General features: G+C 70.3%; 16 protein-coding genes. 7 read left to right on the forward strand and 9 right to left on the reverse strand.

The genetic code is table 11. From position 1 onward, the window contains the following. Positions 1-4 precede the first annotated feature (4 nt). Genes AB0B91_RS19310 through AB0B91_RS19325 form a run of 4 tightly spaced genes read left to right on the forward strand, consistent with a single transcriptional unit; the run spans position 5 to position 4,305 of the window. Positions 5-1,084, forward strand: a complete 1,080-nt coding sequence (locus AB0B91_RS19310; RefSeq protein WP_358320984.1) for an AraC family transcriptional regulator — start codon at positions 5-7, stop codon at positions 1,082-1,084. 17 nt (positions 1,085-1,101) lie between these two features. Beyond that, on the forward strand, positions 1,102-2,010 hold the full coding sequence (locus AB0B91_RS19315) for a BadF/BadG/BcrA/BcrD ATPase family protein (protein ID WP_358320986.1): 909 nt from the start codon (positions 1,102-1,104) through the stop codon (positions 2,008-2,010). Continuing rightward, entirely contained in the window at positions 2,007-3,473 is a 1,467-nt protein-coding gene (locus AB0B91_RS19320) for a hypothetical protein (RefSeq protein WP_358320989.1), read from the forward strand. Before AB0B91_RS19315 ends, AB0B91_RS19320 begins: the two co-directional genes overlap by 4 nt. Positions 3,474-3,492: 19 nt before the next feature. Continuing rightward, positions 3,493-4,305 (forward strand): SIS domain-containing protein, encoded by an 813-nt coding sequence (locus AB0B91_RS19325; RefSeq protein ID WP_358320992.1) that lies wholly within the window; start codon positions 3,493-3,495, stop codon positions 4,303-4,305. A gap of 572 nt (positions 4,306-4,877) precedes the next feature. Here AB0B91_RS19325 and AB0B91_RS19330 read toward each other — a convergent pair. Further along, positions 4,878-5,390, reverse strand: coding sequence for a DUF6624 domain-containing protein (locus tag AB0B91_RS19330; RefSeq protein ID WP_358320994.1), 513 nt, complete (start codon positions 5,388-5,390; stop codon positions 4,878-4,880). Between the two features lie 71 nt (positions 5,391-5,461). Next, complete coding sequence (locus tag AB0B91_RS19335; protein WP_358320995.1) at positions 5,462-6,073, reverse strand: hypothetical protein; 612 nt, start codon at positions 6,071-6,073, stop codon at positions 5,462-5,464. A gap of 691 nt (positions 6,074-6,764) precedes the next feature. Here AB0B91_RS19335 and AB0B91_RS19340 point away from each other — a divergent pair. Next, positions 6,765-7,634, forward strand: a complete 870-nt coding sequence (locus tag AB0B91_RS19340) for a bile acid:sodium symporter (protein ID WP_358320997.1) — start codon at positions 6,765-6,767, stop codon at positions 7,632-7,634. 123 nt (positions 7,635-7,757) lie between these two features. Here the strand turns inward: AB0B91_RS19340 and AB0B91_RS19345 are convergent, their stop codons facing one another. The 7 genes from AB0B91_RS19345 to AB0B91_RS19375 form a co-directional block, all read right to left on the reverse strand. Beyond that, the gene (locus tag AB0B91_RS19345; RefSeq protein ID WP_358321000.1) at positions 7,758-8,306 is read right to left on the reverse strand and encodes a Pycsar system effector family protein; all 549 of its coding nucleotides are present in this window, start codon (positions 8,304-8,306) and stop codon (positions 7,758-7,760) included. 159 nt (positions 8,307-8,465) lie between these two features. Next, a complete protein-coding gene (locus AB0B91_RS19350) occupies positions 8,466-9,812 on the reverse strand; it encodes a transcriptional regulator (protein WP_358321003.1) in 1,347 nt (448 codons plus the stop codon). Then, complete coding sequence (locus tag AB0B91_RS19355) at positions 9,791-10,597, reverse strand: amidohydrolase family protein (protein WP_358321006.1); 807 nt, start codon at positions 10,595-10,597, stop codon at positions 9,791-9,793. The genes AB0B91_RS19350 and AB0B91_RS19355 overlap by 22 nt, the downstream gene beginning before the upstream one ends. A 32-nt stretch (positions 10,598-10,629) precedes the next feature. After that, positions 10,630-11,367 (reverse strand): amidohydrolase family protein, encoded by a 738-nt coding sequence (locus AB0B91_RS19360; RefSeq protein WP_358321009.1) that lies wholly within the window; start codon positions 11,365-11,367, stop codon positions 10,630-10,632. After that, on the reverse strand, positions 11,357-12,946 hold the full coding sequence (locus AB0B91_RS19365; RefSeq protein ID WP_358321012.1) for a heparinase II/III family protein: 1,590 nt from the start codon (positions 12,944-12,946) through the stop codon (positions 11,357-11,359). Before AB0B91_RS19365 ends, AB0B91_RS19360 begins: the two co-directional genes overlap by 11 nt. Then, the gene (locus tag AB0B91_RS19370) at positions 12,943-13,959 is read right to left on the reverse strand and encodes a Gfo/Idh/MocA family oxidoreductase (protein WP_358321015.1); all 1,017 of its coding nucleotides are present in this window, start codon (positions 13,957-13,959) and stop codon (positions 12,943-12,945) included. The genes AB0B91_RS19365 and AB0B91_RS19370 overlap by 4 nt, the downstream gene beginning before the upstream one ends. After that, a complete protein-coding gene (locus tag AB0B91_RS19375) occupies positions 13,943-15,232 on the reverse strand; it encodes a sugar ABC transporter substrate-binding protein (RefSeq protein WP_358321018.1) in 1,290 nt (429 codons plus the stop codon). Before AB0B91_RS19375 ends, AB0B91_RS19370 begins: the two co-directional genes overlap by 17 nt. Positions 15,233-15,407: 175 nt before the next feature. Here AB0B91_RS19375 and AB0B91_RS19380 point away from each other — a divergent pair, with 175 nt between their 5' ends. Continuing rightward, positions 15,408-16,301 carry a sugar ABC transporter permease gene (locus tag AB0B91_RS19380; RefSeq protein WP_219539685.1) on the forward strand — a complete coding sequence of 298 codons (894 nt, stop codon included), beginning with the start codon at positions 15,408-15,410 and terminating at the stop codon, positions 16,299-16,301. Then, positions 16,298-17,131, forward strand: a complete 834-nt coding sequence (locus tag AB0B91_RS19385; protein WP_358321021.1) for a carbohydrate ABC transporter permease — start codon at positions 16,298-16,300, stop codon at positions 17,129-17,131. The genes AB0B91_RS19380 and AB0B91_RS19385 overlap by 4 nt, the downstream gene beginning before the upstream one ends. Positions 17,132-17,134: the final 3 nt, after the last annotated feature.

The following is a 17,134-nucleotide window of genomic DNA, read 5'->3' on the forward strand; positions in this document are numbered from 1 at the left end:
GGGGATGGACTACGCTGTGGCCGCACTGGTGGACATCGACGACTACATGGCGTCCGAGCAGGCTCGGGGAAGACCGTGGGCGCGCCGCCAGCTCCGGCAGGCCGACCAGGTGGTGCGGGCGGCCACCCGCGGCCGCCCCGGGGCCACCTGCCGCCCGCAGCCGCCCGAGGAGTGGCTCGTCCTGCTGACCGGAGCCGACCCCGACGCCCTGATGAGCGACGCGGCGGCGCTGGCGGAGGAGGTCCGCGCGCACATGGTGCGCGAGACGGCCTGGACCGCCACTGTCAGCCTCGGCTCGCCGAGCCTGGACGGCCGCGGGGCGGCCGAGCGCGACGCCAGGCTGGCCAACGACTACAAGCTCGTGCTCGGCGGCGACCGGGTGATCGCCCCGCCGCCGCCCGCGCGGGTGACGCTCGCGCCGCCCGTACGCATCGAGCGGGAACTCTCCAGGCGAGTACGGGCCGGTGACCGCAACGGTGCCGCCGGGCTGCTCGCGAGCTGGGTGGACCGATGCGCCCGCGAGCGGGACGTGGACCCCCGGACGCTGCGCAACTGGCTCATCGGGCAACTGCTGTTCGTGGTGGACGTGGCCAACCGGTCCAGGCTGAGCGACGGCTCGACCGACTGGGTGGAGGCGTGCGCCCGGCTGCCGATCGAGGACATCGTCTCGGTCGGCGACATCCACGAGCGCTCCTACCTGCACATCTGGCTGCGCGAGACGCTCGGCCGGCTGATGCCGCCGCCGCCGCGCAGGGACGTGCTCACGCTGGCCGAGGCGTACCTGGCCGAGCACTACACCGATCCCGGGCTGCGCCTGACGACGGTGGCGGAGGCGGTGAACGCGAGCCCGTTCTACATCTCGCACCTGTTCGCCGAGGAGCGCCGCACCACCTTCCTGCGCCACCTCACCGGCCTGCGGTTACGGCACGCGCGCCGCCTCCTGACCACCTCGCCGCTGCCTGTCGACGTGATCGCCGCACGTACCGGCTACCTGAGCGCGAAGGCGCTGCGCGGCGCGTTCAGCCGGCACGTCGGATGTTCCCCGACCGAATACCGAAGGGCCGGGCTCCGGCCCGGCTCGTGATTCGTCCTGGAGGGCACATGGACCTGGCGATCGACGGCGGCCAGACGGGCCTGCGCCTCGGCCTCGCGAGCGGCGGCCGGATCCGGGAGGTGTACGAGCGACCCGGCCTGTCCTATGCCGAAGGCTCGCCGGTGGAGGCGGTGCTGTCCCGGATCGGCGACGGCTGGGGCAACCTCGGCACCGTCTGCCTCGGCCTGACCACCCTCCTCGACGCCCCGGAAGAGCTGGCCACCCGGCTGCTCGTGACGGCCCGGCGCGTGATGATCACCACGGACGTCGTCACCTCGCACGCGGGCGCGTTCTCCGGCGGCCCCGGCGTCGTGCTGGCGGCGGGCACGGGCGCGATCGCCCTCGGTGTGAGCGGTTCACGACCGGCCGTCGTCCGGCAGGTGGACGGGTGGGGGTTCCTGTACGGCGACGCGGGCGGCGGCTACTGGATCGGGCGGCGCGGGCTGGAGGCGGCGGCCCGGGGCTTCGACGGTCGCGCTCAGAGCGGCCCGCTCACCCGGCGGGCCCGCGCCGTCTTCGGCGACCTGGCCGGGCTGCCCGCCAGGCTCTACCTGTCACCGGATGGCGTGGCGCAGGTGGCGGGCTTCGCCGTGCACGTACTCGAAGTGGCGCGCGGCGACACGGCCCGCGATGACACGGCCCGCGCCATCGTCGACGAGGCGGCCCGCGAGCTGGCGGCGACCGCGGCGGCGGCCGCCCGCGCCTTCCCCGGTGATGCGGAGGTGCCCGTGGCGTGGACCGGCCGGCTGTTACGCGACCCCGCGCTGCGGGCCGGGTTCGAGGCGGAACTGGCCGACCTCCTCCCCCGGGCCCGCCTCCGGCCACCAGCCGGCGACAGCCTCGCGGGCGCCGCCTTTCTGGCCGCCACCGAAGACCCAGGACTCTACGGAACGATGATCAGGACGGTGCGGCGATGAGAGTGGGCCATGGCAGGGCGAACCTCCCCGTTCCCGACGGCACACCGATGGGCGGCTACCTCGACCGCCCCGGCCCGTCAGCGGGCCTGCTGGACCCGCTGACGGTGAACGCGATCACCTGGTTCGACGGCGAACGCCGCTTCGCACTGGCCACCGCCGACGTCATCTGCGTGAACGAGGACCTGGCCCACCGGGTCAGATCGGAGGCCCGCTCACTCGGCTGCGAGCTATGGCTAGCGGCCAGCCACACCCACTCGGGCCCGGAGACCGGCTGCGTACCTGGCGGAGGGCCAACACCCGCCCCATGGCTCGACCGGCTCACCGATGCGGTGGGCACGGCCGTACGTCAGGCGATCGAGTGCGAGCGCCGCTGCGACGGGGAGGCCCACCACGGCGAGCTGCACGGCGTCGGCGCCGACCGCAGCCGCCCGTCCGCCCCGGCAGTGGTCCCCCTCACCGTGATCGCCGTCCGTCACAGGGCGGATGAGAACGGGCGACTCATCGGCCGTAACGAAGCGGGCGAGAACGGGCAGCTCGCCGGTGTGCTGGTGGTGCTGCCCGTTCATCCCACGGTGCTGCCCGCCGCCAGCCGCCTGGTCAGCGCCGACCTGGTCGGTGCCGTACGACGGGCGCTGCGCGCGAGGCTCGGTCCGGATGTGTGGGCACTGGTCGCCACCGGCGCGGCGGGCGACATCAGCACCCGCCACACCCGCCGCGGCCAGGACGCGGCCGAGCTGGACCGCCTCGCCGCGACAGTCGCCGACCGCTGCCTGGAGTTGCTGCGCGAACCCCCGGCCCGCGCCTGGTCGGCGCGCTCCGACATCACGTGGGCAGCGCGACGACTGGAGCTCGCCCCGGTACAGCTCAGCGAAAGCCGCGGCTCCGTGCCCATGGATCTGTCCGGGGATCGGGCCAGGGGTCCGGCCGTGAGTCCGGTGCCGGATCGGGCCGGGAATCGGCGCGGAGATCCGGCCGTGAGTCCGGCCGCGGATCGGGCCGGAGGTCAGCGCGGGGATCCAGCCGTGAGTCCGGTCGCGGATCGGCGCGGGGATCCAACGGTAGGTCCGGCCGTGGATCCGGGCGCGCTGGCCGCTGATCTACGCGCGGCCGAGGCGAGCGGCGATCCGGTCGCTGTCCGGCTTGCCCGCAGCAGGCTGGAGGGGGTCCGGGCCCGGCTGGACCGCAGCGGGCGGGAAGGCCCGATCGGTGTGCACGTGCATGCCGCCCGTCTCGGGGAGTTGTCCGTGGTGGGGCTACCCGGCGAGCCGTTCCTCGCCGTGGCGGAGAGCATCACCCCAGGGGGGCCGGTCATAGTACTGGGATACGCCAACGGGTATCCCGGCTACCTGCCGACCGCCGAGGCGTACGGGCGGGCCGAGTACGAAGTGCTGGTGAGCCAGGTGGCTCCGGGCAGCGCCGAGGCGCTGGCCGGAGCCGCGCGCCAACTGCTGCAGGACATGTGATCGAACTGCTGGAGGACATGTGATCGGCCAGAGCGGGTACGCGGACGTCGCCAGGGCGGCCGTCGAGCGGGTGCTCGACGCGGAGCGGGAGGCGATCGGGCGGGCCGGGCGCCTGGTCTACGACGGGTTGCGGGCCGGTGGGGTGGTGCAGGCGTTCGGCACGGGGCACTCCAGGGCGGTCGCGCTGGAGCTGGTCGGCCGGGCGGGTGGGCTGGTGCCCGCGAACCAGCTGGGCATCCGCGACCTCGCCTACTACGGCGACGCCTCTCCGCAGGACATCCTCGACCCGAAGATCGAACGGGAGCCGGGACTGGCCCTGCGCATCTGGGAACTGGCCGAGATCGGACCCAACGACGTCTTCGTGATCATCTCGAACTCCGGCGGCAACGCGACGATCGTCGAGATGGCCCGTCTGGCGGCCGAACGCGGGCACCCGGTGATCGCGATCACCTCGAGGACGCACACAGCCGAGGCCGCCACGCGCGAGCGGGCCGACTCCGATGCCGATGCCGATGCCGGTGGCGGTGGCGGTGCCGGGCGCGTCCCCGGTGGGCGGGAGCGGCTGGCTGGGCTGGCCGACGTGGTCATCGACAACGGCGCACCGTACGGGGACGCGGCCCTTCCGTTGCCCGGCGGCGGCGCCGTCTGTCCCGTGTCGAACTTGACCGGCGTCCTGATCGCCCAGCTCCTGGTCGCCGACGTGGTGGGCCGGTTCCTGGCCGCCGGGCAAGCGCCGCCCGTTTACAGGTCCGCCAACACACCTGGGGGCGACGCGCACAACGACGCCCTGCTGTCCGCGTACGGCGGCCGAGTGCGCCTAGGAGACGCCTGAGCCCGCGCGCCGAAATCATCCAGGGAGAGGCGACCACATGAAAACCACCGGGCAGCCACCCCACGCATCCTCACCCGCCGGCGATCTCCTCAACGACCCCGATGTGTCCAGGCACACCTACGTCGTGATCGACTTCGAGGCACTGACCCCGGCCGGCCGACCCGCCGTCCCAGTCGAAGTGGCCGCGCTGGCACTCACCGTCAAGAACGGCGACCTGGCGGAGCTCTGGCGATTCGAGGCCCTGCGCCCTCTACCCGGAGCTGAGCTCGCACAACCTCGACACGCTGCTGCGGTTCCTGCACATCCCACGGCCGATCGACCGGCATCGGGCGATGCCCGACGCAGAAGCGACCGCGCACCTGTTTCGCCGTCTCCTGGCCGATGGCCAGCAAGCCGGATGGCGAACCATGCACCGTCTCGAGGCCACCGCCGGTCTCCCGCCCAAGAAGCTGCCGACGCGGACAGGTGACCAGGAGGAGCTGTTTTGACGTCCACAGCCCACCACCAGCGGGCCGGCCCCACCCAGCAGTGCCATTCTCACGTCGGCGACAGGTCCACCTCACGGGAGGTTCTCACCCGTACTGCTGCCTCATGGATCTGTCGTAGTCGGCGTGCGGTCCCAGCCCAGCCCCGGCTCGGCGCTCGTCGAGCCGCTCACGATCTTCGATCGGCCGCGGCTGGAAAACGCCGTCAGGGGCGTGGTACTGCGTGCCGTACACCTGCGGCCGCTCCTCGTTGACACGAACGCGATCGACCAGGTACGCGAGGTTACCCGGCGCCGCTTGGCCCCGGTCTACGGCGTCCTGCAAGAGCGCCAAACACCGCCGCTGGAAGTCCAGGTCGTGATCGGCATGCTGCGCCAGGAGCCAAGCTGCCTGCGCGCCTTCCTCTCCGACCAGGTCATGACCCGGCCAGCCGTACTCGTCGACCACCTGCTTGAGGTACGTCGTGTTGTCGTCGTCTACGCTCCTCCATTTCTCCATCAGGTCACCCGGCACAGGTCCGTCCTTGGGCAGGCTCAGGCGTACCTCCTGGTCACGTCGCATGCGTCGCAGCAGTTCATCATGAAGGCCGGCATCAAACACGATGTGCGTTCCCCTTCCGGCTGATCGCCTCGAACTATGTCCAACCGACGTCGGGGATTAACGACCATGGATCATCGTGTGCTGCCGAAGCGGCGCAGGACGTAGTTGCCGCTCCCCCAGAGGCTGTGCGGCTGGTGGTCGCTCGGGCAGACGTTGTTGGTGTACAGGCTGTTATTGACGGCGTCCCAGAGCCCTTTGCATTTGACACAGAAGCGCCAGCCGGAGAAACCGCCGGGCCGGTCTCTGTTGGTGATGTCCTCCAGGACGTAGTGCGCCGACGATGTTCCCGGCGTGCCCGCGACCGGACGCGTGAAGGGGAGATGTCCGGGGTTGCCGCCGTAGGCGGAGGGGCACGCGCCCGGATCGCCGCCGTTGCCTTCGAACCAGAGCGCCTGACAGAGCCCACACCACCGCCAGCCGGGTTGCCCGGCTCCGCCGTCTTCGACGGTCTTCACCATCCAGTCGATCCCGAGGTAGTGGTGTCCGCCGTCGAGGACGTCGCCCGCCGGGCAGCCACCCCGGGTGCCGTTCCCGGTGAACCAGAGGGTCCTGCACCGCGTACAGGTCCCCCACAGGTGTTGCAGAGCCTGGGCGGGTTGCGCGGTGATGGCAAGCCCGCCGAGCGCAGCGAGCGATGCCCCTGTGACCAGCCGCAGTGCTGTGCGACGCCGGATGTTCGCCACTCGGATTCCCCTTTCGCTTCTTCGCCTGGTGACAGTCAGACTCCTCTTGCTCACGGAAAGTTGCCATCGTTCGCTGTCCGGATGCGGACACGGCGCGAGTCAGTGCTGATCGGTCTCACGCTCGGGCGCCTCGGTGCGCTCTGCGGTGGGGTCCATGTGACGCCCCTTTCGATGAGCACACCTGACTTGGGGTTTTGTTACGTTCGTTCCCTCTCTTTGCTGTTGTTTTGATCCACAAGAAATGTTCCTGATAAATGTCGCCGATTCTTTGATATGAGGCCAGCGAAAGGGTGGGCGGATACTTGCTCCTTCGCCGGTAATTTTAAGTTCTGTCCCTCACTCGTCCTTGTGAAAGGGGAGCACCTCGAGCAGCACAAGTACGGTCCCGTCTACCCGCGCGCCAAGACGCTGGGCAGGACGATCCGGGCAACCTCCGGGGCGCGGCGGTTGCCGGAGTGCCGAAGCTGCACCGAATGATCAGACACGGCACCGCTTACGGCCCGCTGCTGCCCGGGGGCGTCCTGGACGACGGCGGTGCCTGCGGGCACTGCCACGATTCGCGGTCGCACGCGGCGGCGAATACCCCCTCGTGCCCTCTCTACCCGCCCGGCGCCGGCACGGCGACCTCAGAGACTGACGCGCGGCGCCAGGCACCGCCTGGACACGGGTCGCCGCCGAGGGTGGAGGTTTCATGAACGCATTGCAGCTGCTGTTCAACGCGATCACCGTGATCTTCATCGCGGCCACCATGTTCGCCGCCGGTCTCGGCACCACGCTGCCGGCGCTGCGTGCCGTCTTCACCGACCTGCCGCTGCTCCTGCTGACGGTGCTGGCCAATCTGGTGGTCGTCCCGCTGCTCGGCTGGGGTATCGCCGCGCTGTTCGGCCTGCCGGCCGCGGGTTTCATCGCCCTGGTCCTGGTCGCCTCCTCACCGGGCGGGCCGTTCGGGGCGAAGCTGAGCATGGTGCAGAAGGGGGATGTGGCCGCGGGCACGGCGATGCAGGTGCTGCTGGCCGCCGTGGCCAGCCTCACCTTCGGCCCGATGAGCAGCGGCATCCTCATCACGGCCGAGGTCGGTGCGGGAATCTCCTTCGACGTCGCCGCGCTGGTGCGGACCATGGCCATCCTGCAGCTCGTGCCGTTCGCCATTGGGTTGATGGTGCGCCACTACGCACGGTCGACGGCACTCTCATGGCATCCGGCCGCCGCCACGGTGTCGAACGTGACGTTCATGATGGTGCTGACGGGCATGCTTCTGGGCAGCTGGCGTGACGTCGTCATACTGCTCGGCTCGCGTACGCTGCTCGCGGGGTTCGTCCTGTCCGTCGTCGCGTTCGCCGTTGGCACGCTGCTGGCCACCGGACCGCGCACGCGCCGTACCACCATGGGAGGCATAGCGGCGGTACGCAACGTGGGACCTCCGCTGGCCGCCATCGGAATCGCCTTCGGCGATGAGCAGGCCGTTCTGGGGGCGCTCGCCGCAGTGCTGATCAGCGGCCTGGCAGCGGCCCTGCCGATTGCCGCGGTGCTCGGCCACAACCGAGACGACGGCGCCACCTGAGATGCGCGGTGCCGCCTGAGATGCGCGGTGCCGCCTGAGATGCGCGGTGCCGCCGAGGTGACGGCCTGCGGAGCGCGAGGCGAGCCGTTTGAGAGGGGGTGGAGCCATCGGTTCTGGACGGTGTCAGAGCAGGCGTTCCAGGAAGACCATGACCGACATGACCGTGATTCCGGCGACGATCAGGTCGACGACCCAGCGTAGGCTGCGCTGTTTGGCGCGCGCGATCCGGGCGACCCGGAGGGCGTCGGTGGCCAGGAACAGCTCGTAGTCCTCTATCTCGGCGTTCATCCGCGCGATCAGCGCTTGAGGTGTGGGCTCATCGGCGTAGGTGAGGATTCTCATTCCGCCGTGTTCGGGGGACAGCGGGCGGATGGTGATCAGGATCAGCAGGACCGCCGCGGACAGCAGGATCAGCGCCAGGATGACGCCGAAGCGAGCGAGTCCCGGGAAGCGGGCCGGACCGGTGAGGATGAGAGTGACGATCACGCCGTAGGCGACGCCCGCCCAGGACAGCAACAGGCCGGCTCTCTTCTCGATGGCGCTGATCAACTCGGCGCGGGCCGCGCTGGCGGCGGCGTCGAGCCGGTCCCTGAGGAGTGGGGACATGGGCTGACGCCGTGCGCCGTTGTCGTCTCCGGAGTGGCCGCTGGGTGTGTCCGGTTCGTGGTTCATGGTGGCGGGTCCTTTCCGCCGGGGCCGTGGCCGATGGAACCGACCGGCGGCCGGGTGGATATACGAGACGGCCGACGCTTCAGACGTGGGCCGATGTGCGTTCGATTACCTTCGACTAAAGGCGTGTACCCAGAATGGGCCTGCGATGCCCAGACGCGGCTAAACCCGAACAAGCCGGTACGGCTGGCGCGGCCGACCGGCCTGAGCGCCCTTGACCGGAGGTATCGGCCAGGCCAGCCCCTCCTCAGCGAGGCTCTGCAGCACCCGGCGGGCGCTGCGCGGCGCGATGGCCAGCACGTCGGCGACGATCTCGGCATCCACCACCATCGCGTCCGGCCCGTCGTCGAGCCCTTCGATCAGGCGTTCCAGCAGCTTGGCCGCCTTGGTGGTGACGGCGGGCTCGGCCTCGACGCGCTTGCGCCGGCGGACCGGCAGGGACAGCACCGAGCCGTCGACGCCCACCAGGTAGGCCGCCGCCGCGCCCGCGTTACGCGCCTTCTCGACCGCCACCAGGGCATTGGCGTCGGCGTCCCTGGCGGTGCTGCCCAGGCCGATGCCGACCTCGACCTCGGCGCCGGTGTCGGAGCGGATCCGGTCCATGAACGGCGCCGCCCGCAACCCGTCGGTTGCCTGGCCGAGCGCGCCCAGGGTGGCGGTGACGACGTAGCTGTTCTCGTCCCGGGGGGCCACGGTCGCCCCCATGAGCCGGGCGTCGGCCAGCAGCGCCTGGTGCAGTTTGAGCTTGAGCTCCTGCTGCCAGTAGTTGCCTGGCCCCGAGTAGCTGGGCCGCGAGGAGGTGGCGAGCTCGACCACGACGATGGCGATCTGCGCCTCCTCCAGTCTGCTGCCGGTGCCGAGCAGGGCGGCGGTGTTGAGGGCCAACCGCAGGGTGTGGGTGGTCGGCATCATCCGCAGAGCGGGCACTCCGGCGGTGTTCAGCGCCTTGGCCACGCTCCTTATCGTGGTCAGCGCCGCGGTGGTGGCGCCCTGCCGGTAGAGCTGCTCGTGGAAGCCGATGAAGCCGCGGACGGACTCGGGCTCGTCGTACTCCGACAGGTGGACGCCGGCGGTGCTCACCCCGATCTCGCCGTAGGCCTCGTCCACGTCGGCGGCGGGCAGCGAGTCGATGCTCACCCTGGCCGGGTCGATGCCGTGGGTGAGCACCCCGCGCAGGAGGGTGGCGTACAGGGCGGCCCCGCTCATCGGGACGTGCGTGGCGGGGACGGGCAGCTCGCCCCCCTGCCTGGCGAGGTCGTGCTGGAGCGGGCCGGTGAAGAGCACGACGTCGATGCTGTCGGCGATCCGCGAGAACTTCTCGTACGTCTCGTGCTCCCCGGCGAGCGGAGCGCCCACCAGCCGCCAGTCGGCGGCGGCGGGTAGGTCGGCGCCGACCATCACGATCTGTTCGACGAGGTCGTGCGGGCCGACCACCCCGATCCCCACCCTGGACCGTGTCTCGGGACGCAACCGATCCATGTTCTTGATCACCCCAGTCCCGAACGCCATCGAAGCAGGCGGGTCATCGTTCCGCCGAGCACCGCCGCCCGGTCGTCCTCGGCAAGGTCACTGAAGATTACCCGGCCGAGCGACATCCGGAGATCAATGAACGGGAAGTCGGACCCGAACACCACCCGGTCCGCGCCCACTTCACGCACCATTCTGGAAATGTCGGCGCCGGTGTTGAACGACCCGCAGAGCTCCAGTATCACCCCAGGGCGCCGGAGCGCCACCTCGATCGCGGCCTCGAAGCCCAGGGGGGTGGCCCCCGAGTGCCCCGCGAGGATCACCGCGCCGGGGTGGGCCGCCGCCACATGATCCACCATGGGCAGGTCGTTGTACGGCGAACCGTCATAGGTGTGGGTGAGCACGGGACAGCCCGTCCGCTCGGCGAACTCCCACACCGGGGCGTAGCGCGGGCCGGTGAGCGGGTAGTCGTGCAGGTCGGGGTGGAGCTTGATGCCGCCGAAGCGCTCGTCGGCGCCCCACTTCTCCAACTCCCCCACCGGGTCCTGCCAGGGGTTGACGGTCAGGTAGCCGGTGAAGCGGCTGGGCGCGAGGCCGACCGCCGCGGCGGTGGCGGCGTTGCCGGCGGTGGCGTCGAGCTGGATCGCCAGGTGACTGGAGAGGACGGCGTGCGACACGCCGCACCGGTCCATGACCCGGACCATCGCCTCCGGTCCCGCGTCGGGGATGAAGAACAGGCTGTACGGGCCGGCGTGCGCATGCGCGTCGACGATCCGGACCTCGGTCTGTGGCCGCCGCTCCCACAGCGCGGACACGAGCGGGTTCACGCGATCTCCGCCTTGAGCGGACATGAGCGGGTTCACGCGGCCTCCGCCTTGAGCAGGCCCAGCAGGGTGCCGGAGCCGATGGCGGCCACGGCGTCGTCGTCCAGTTCGGCCCAGAGCAGCCGGGTGACGGCCTCGGCCGGGTCCCGCAGCGGGGCCCCGGTGCCGAAGACGAGGCGGTGCGCGCCGTACCGCTCGACGAGCCATTCGAGCCCGCGGTGCGAGGACAGGTTGGCCAGCCCGAGGTACACGTTGCCGGTACGCGACAGCACCCCGGCCGCCTGCCTGAGCAGGCGGTAGCCGAGCGAGCCGACGACGATCGGCAGGCCCGGGTGCGCGGCCGCGATGGACTCCACGGCGGGCCAGCCGATCTGGGGCGCGTCCACGAGCAGCGGCAGCCCGGCCTCGGCGATCGCGCCGAGCATCGGCGCCGCGTCCCTGCCCGCCAGGTCGTAGCCGTGGTCGCCGGGATAGGCGCGGACGGCGCGGACGCCCCCGTCGAGAGCGGCGGCGACGAACTGGGCGGGCGTGCCCGTCTCCCCGCAGGTGTCGGGGAGCATCACCCAGCACGGGTGGAGCCTGGGCTCCGCCGCGACCAGGCCGAGCAGCTCCCGGTTGCCCGTCCCGGGGTCGTGCAGCCATGACAGGGTGTGGCTCACCACGGCTTCGGCGATGCCGAAGCGGTCCATCCCGGCCAGTGCCCCCGTGACCGTGCCCGGGCCGGCGTCCCTGCGGGGGTACCGGCCGAGCATGGCGTCTGCGTCAATGAGCATGAACCATCCATCTGTCGGGGATCGAGGGCGGCTCGTCGCGGTAGGGGAAGACGCCCACCGTGAAGCGGCCGTCGCGGCGGCGCAGGCCGAGTGAGTGGATCTCCCCGTACTCCGCGGTGCGGGTCAGCGGGTCGGGGATCCTGGCGGGACCGGTCCCGTACAGGACCTCGTCGGGCGGTTCGAGGGGGACGACGAGGATCCCCGGGCCACTCTCGCCGGCGTATCCACCGGCCCGCTGAGTCCACGGAGACAGGCCGTGGACCTGCCAGATCGCCTCGGCGTCGATCCGGTCGGTGATCACCCAGTACGGCGACGGCCCCTTGACGAAGCGGATCTCGCGGTCGTGGCGGGCGCTGTAGCCGTGGTGGTGCCCGGCGAAGACGTCGGCCTCCGGCGAGACGGAGAACAGGTCGCAGGCCGCGCGGCGGTCCTCGGTGTACTCCTGGCCGGGCACCAGCAGGGTGTTGTGGGCCCTGGTCGCCTGGTACCAGTCGTAGTAGCCGGGGTCGTCGTAGGACGGCGGGCCGCCCCCTTCCCAGGCCAGCGGCACGCCCCAGCCGGACAGCACGAAGTCGAGCGCGGCGTGGTGGCTGTGCGGCTCCAGCTCATGGCCGACGTACGGGCCATAGTTGATCACCGTGTGGAAGTGGTCGTGCCGGAAGGTGGCGTAGCCGCTGGCCGCCAGGTTGTGCGAGCCTTCGGCGGGCTGAACGCCGTCGAGCCAGACGACGCCGCTGTCCTGGAGGTGCGGCACCCAGCCGGCGGGCGTCGCGAGAACCGCCAGCCAGCGGCGCATGGCCTGGTAGCGGGGGTGCGCGTTGAGCCCGGGTTCGACGGCCGCGGCCCGGCCGAGCCCTTCGAGGCACATGCCGTGGTAGCCGGGAGAGCGTTCGTGGTGGCCGCCGTCGGCCCGTACGTCGTGCTCCAGGTGCTCCAGCACGCGGGCCGTCGCGACGGCGGCCCAGTCGGCCGATTCGGGCAGGTCGGCGAAGATTCTCGCGGTGTGCAGGAGTTCGCAGGCGGTGGCGAACTGCCAGTTGCCGTACCTGAACTCGTCGTGCTCCTCGGCGGCCCAGCGGGCGCCGCCGAGCATGGTCTTCATCATCCGCAGCCAGCATCCGTCGCTCAGCGCGGGCTCGTCGGCGAAGACGGCCAGGGCCTCGGTGACGTACATGGCGCGGGCCCGCACGCCGAGCGAGTACCAGATGACGTCGAGGCCCGGCCAGTCGCCCCGGACCAGGTCGCGGCCGTCGTACCACTGGCGGAAGAGGCGGTCCCACTCGGCGGCGTAGCGCGGGTCGCGGGTCTCGGCGTACGCCGTGACCAGCGGAGTCATCCAGCGCAGGTAGTGGAAGCCGTACAGCCGGGAGCGACCGTGGCCCTTGTCGAGGAAGTCGACCTCGGCCCCGAGGAGCTCGTCCGCGCCGGCGGCGGCGAGCGCGGCGGGCACCGGCCGGGCCCGCCGCCAGCGCCTGGCCTCGGCGACGCTCGCGGCGCCCAGCGCGCCGAGCAGCGCCTCGTCGCTGATGTGCCGCATCCGCTCGGGGTCGACGTGCGGCGCTTTCTCGATATAGCTCATGCGGGCTTCACCGGCAGCCCCGTACGGGCCGACTCGTGGGCGGCGGCGAGCACGGCGGTCACGTGCCGCGAGCTCTCCACGCTGACGAGAGGCTCGGCGCCGGTACGGGCGCAGTCGACGAAGTGATGGATGGCGTCGCGGTAGGCGCCGGCGGGCACGCCGTGCACGACCCGCTGGAGCATGTTCCTGGGGTAGGAGTAGGCCTGCTCGGTTGCGAGCTGGATGTTCTCCTTCTGCCGGTCGAGCTGGATGACACCCGACTCGCCCACCACGGTGACGTAGCTGTCGACCATGGTCGGGAAGGTGCTGGGGTAGATCCAGGCCGACTCGAACGTGGCCACCGCGCCGCCGGCGAACCTGGCCTGGATCTGCATGGCGTCGGGGGTCTCGATGCCGAGCCCGCGCAGCTTGCCGTAGCGGGCGGTGGCGAAGACCTCCACGACGCGGTCGTCGTACAGCCAGGTGACCAGGTCGATGTCGTGGCTGGACAGGAACCACGCGCAGGTGGTGCGGTCGGCCCAGCCGATCATCTCGGTGGGCACGTGGATGGTGTCGTCCTTGCGGGCGTAACCCACGACGGGCTCGCCGATGAGCGGCATCTGCTCCTTGGCCTGCGCGTAGGCGGGCACCCAGCGGTGGTTGAACAGGCACATCGCGGTCACGCCCGCCTGCCGGATCGCGGCGACGGAGCGGTCGGCGTCCCCGACCGTCGTGGTGAACGGCTTCTCGACCAGAATGTGCGCGCCCGCCTCGGCGGCGGCCACCATCACGTCGGCGTGCAGGTGGTCGGGGGTGGTGATCGAGACGGCGTCGACCGTGCCGGAGGCGAGCAGCTCCTGGTAGCCGGGGTAGACCGCCACCTGCGGGGCCTGGTCCAGGGGGCGGCGGGCGACGGCGGTGATCTCGGCGTACGGGTGGGCGGCCAGGACCTCGGCGTGGCCGCGACCCATGATCCCGGCCCCGACGATCCCGATTCTGAGCTTGGGCAAGCTGAGCTTAGGCAAGTGCGTCATTCCATTGCTTCTCGGCGGCCTGGAGCGCTTCCTCGGCGGTCTTGGAACCCTGGAGGAAGGCTCTCAGCTCCTCGGCCAGCGACTCCGACAGCTCCATGTCCTTCTGCGTGCCGAGCGGGGAGTACTCCAGCTTCGGCAGCCCCTTCACGATGAGGCCACGGGCCACGTCCATCGGATCGTCGCCCCCTTGACCGGCGAAGAAGGGATCCTTGGTCGAGGAGATCGTCGAGGGGTAGATCGGCACCAGCTTGCAGAAGGCGAGCTGGTTGGCGCCGTTGGCGAAGAACTTGATGAACTCCGCCGCGGCCCGCTGGTGGGCCGAGGACTTGGGGATGGCGAAGGTCTGCTGGGCGAGGAGCAGGTAGCCCCCGGTCTTGGTCCGTACCGGCTCGGTAATGGCGAGGTCCTTGTAGACGTCGGGCGCGTTCTTCTGGATGTTGAGCAGCGTGGCGGCGAACGTGCTCGCGGACAGGGCGAGCTGGCCGTTGTCCAGGCTCTGCGGGAAGTTGCGTACGTCCTTGGAGACCGCGCCGGGCGCGATGCCGTGCTTGTCGTAGCTCTTCTTGAAGCCGGCGAGCAGTTCGGCGACCTCCGGGGTGTTGAACGCGGCCTTCTTCTTGTCCGCCGACAGCAGCTCGACCCCGTAGTAACGCAGGACGGAGGCGGCGTTGATGCCGGGGATGTCGTTGGTGCCGTAGACCTTCGTCTCCGCGTAGACCTTGTCCGCCAGGGCCAGCGCCTCGTCGTACGTCTTCGGCGGCGCCTTCTCGTCGAAGCCGGCCTTGGTGACGACGGACTTGCGGTAGATGCCCACCGGGGTGCCGCCGTTGTACCAGGGCACGGCGTAGAGCTTGCCGTCCACGCGCAGCGGCTCGACCAGGTTCGGCTGGAAGTCGGCCAGGTCGGCGGGCTTGAACAGGGTGTCGAGCGGGGCCAGCGACTTGACGAACCTGCCCAGGTCACTGGAGGCGAGGTTGACGGCGTCGGGGACGTCGCCGCTTGCCACCGCGGCGAGCAGCTTGGTCGCCATGTCCTGACCGGGCACGTCGACCCACTTCACGGTGACCTTGGGGTGGTCCTTCTGATACTGGGCGATCAGGCCGTCGATGTAGGCGCCGTAGTTCTTCTTCAGGTTGATCGTCCAGAACTCGACCTCGCCCTCGAACGGCTGGTCGTCGCCCGTTCCGGCGGTGCCGCCCGACGTGCCGGCGACGCAGCCGGAGGTCAGGAGCGCCAGGGCGAGCGCTCCTGCCGTTAAGGCGCCTCTTCTCATCACCGCGGGACCTCCTGGCTCTTATGGCCGTCCTTAATGCTTCTTTCGGCACCATGGCAGTCCGCTGCTTGTGCCGTCAAGTCTTGGACCTTGACGGCTTTCGGGCGTTGTCTATAAGCTCCGCCCAAATTCTGGCCAGTTTTTATCCCTACTTCGGCCAGCACAATTGGATGTGATGCCGATGGCCATCAGCCGGATCCCAGGACAGCGCTGGTACACGCCGTACCTCTTTCCGATCCCGGCCCTCGTGCTGTTCGGCGTCTTCTTCGCCTGGCCGGCGTTCACCGCCCTCCAGCTCTCCTTCACCGACTACGACGGGGTGAGCCCGCCCGTCTTCGCCGGCGTGGACAACTTCGTCAGGATCCTCGGCGACACCCGGTTCTGGACGGCGCTGCGCAACTCGCTGCTGTTCCTGCTCGGGCTGTTCCCGCTGCTGGTCGTGCTGCCGCTGCCGCTGGCCGCGCTGGTCAACCAGAAGCTGCCGGGGATCAAGACGTTCCGGATGCTGTACTACCTGCCCGTCGTGACCTCGATGGTCGCGGTGGCGGTGGCCTGGAACTACGTCTTCCACCAGCAGGGCGTCCTCAACTGGCTGCTCACCGGCTTCGGCCTGCTCGACGAGCCCGTCCAGTTCCTCCTCGACCCCACCTGGGCGCTGCCCGCGCTCATCCTGGTGGAGGGCTGGAAGAGCATGGGCGTCTACATGATGATCTACCTCGCCGGCCTCCAGACGATCCCCGCCAGCCTGTACGAGGCCGCGCGGGTCGACGGGGCGGGCACCTGGCGGCGCATGCGGAGCATCACGGTGCCGCTGATGATGCCCTACATCGCGGTCGCGATCACGATGGCCATGCTCGACGCCATGCAGGCGTTCACCACGGTGTTCGTCATGACGAAGGGCGGGCCGCAGGACGCCACGCTCATGCTCGGCTACTACATCTGGTCCGAGGCGTTCGAGAAGTACGACATGGGCTACGCCAGCGCCGTCGGGCTCGTCTTATGGGTGCTGCTGATCGTCATGGCCCTGCTCAACTATCGGCTCACCGGCGGAAAGCAGGCGGAACGTTGACCCACAGACTTGCCTTCCACGCGCGCCGCGCGGGCATGTACGTGGTGCTCGTCGCGATCGCCCTGGTCTTCGTCGGCCCCTTCCTGATCCTGCTGTCGGCCGCGCTCAAGCCCGCCGGACAGGCCGTCTTCTCCTTCCCGCCCGACATCATCCCCCGGCCGCCGGTGCTCACCTGGGCCCAGGAGGCGTGGACGGCCATCCCGTTCCTCCGCTACCTGCTCAACTCCGTGCTCCTGGTCGGGGTGACGGTGCCGCTGTACATCCTGGTGTCGGCGCTGTGCGCCTACCCCCTCGCCCAGATGAGCTTCCGGGGCCGGAGCCTGATCTTCTTCGCGATCCTGGCGACGATGTTCATGCCGGGCGAGGTCATGCTGCTGCCCAGGTTCCTGGTGGTCTCCCAGCTCGGGATGGCCGACAGCTATCTGGGCGTCATATTGCCCGGGGTGCTCTCGGCGTTCGGGATCTTCCTGCTCCGCCAGACCTTCGCCGGAGTGCCGCGCGAGGTGGTGGACGCCGCCAGGACTGACGGCTGCCACGAACTGCGCATCTTCTGGCACATCATGCTGCCCGCCGCCCGGCCCACCCTGGCCATCCTCGGCGTCTTCGGCTTCATCTCGGTATGGAACAGCTTCATCTGGCCCATGGTCGTGCTCAAGGACTCCTCGCTCTACCCCATCGCGCTGGGAATCGCCTACCTGGCGGGCATCACGGGCACCGACGTCCGCAGCCTGGCCGCCGGCACGGTGATCTCGATCCTGCCGGTCATCGTCTTCTTCATGCTCATGCAACGCCACGTCCTCGAAGGCATGCGCGGTGCGGTCAAGGGCTGACAC

It is taken from the genome of Nonomuraea sp. NPDC049141, from assembly GCF_040648415.1.
In the GTDB taxonomy this organism is placed as follows: Bacteria; Actinomycetota; Actinomycetes; order Streptosporangiales; family Streptosporangiaceae; genus Nonomuraea.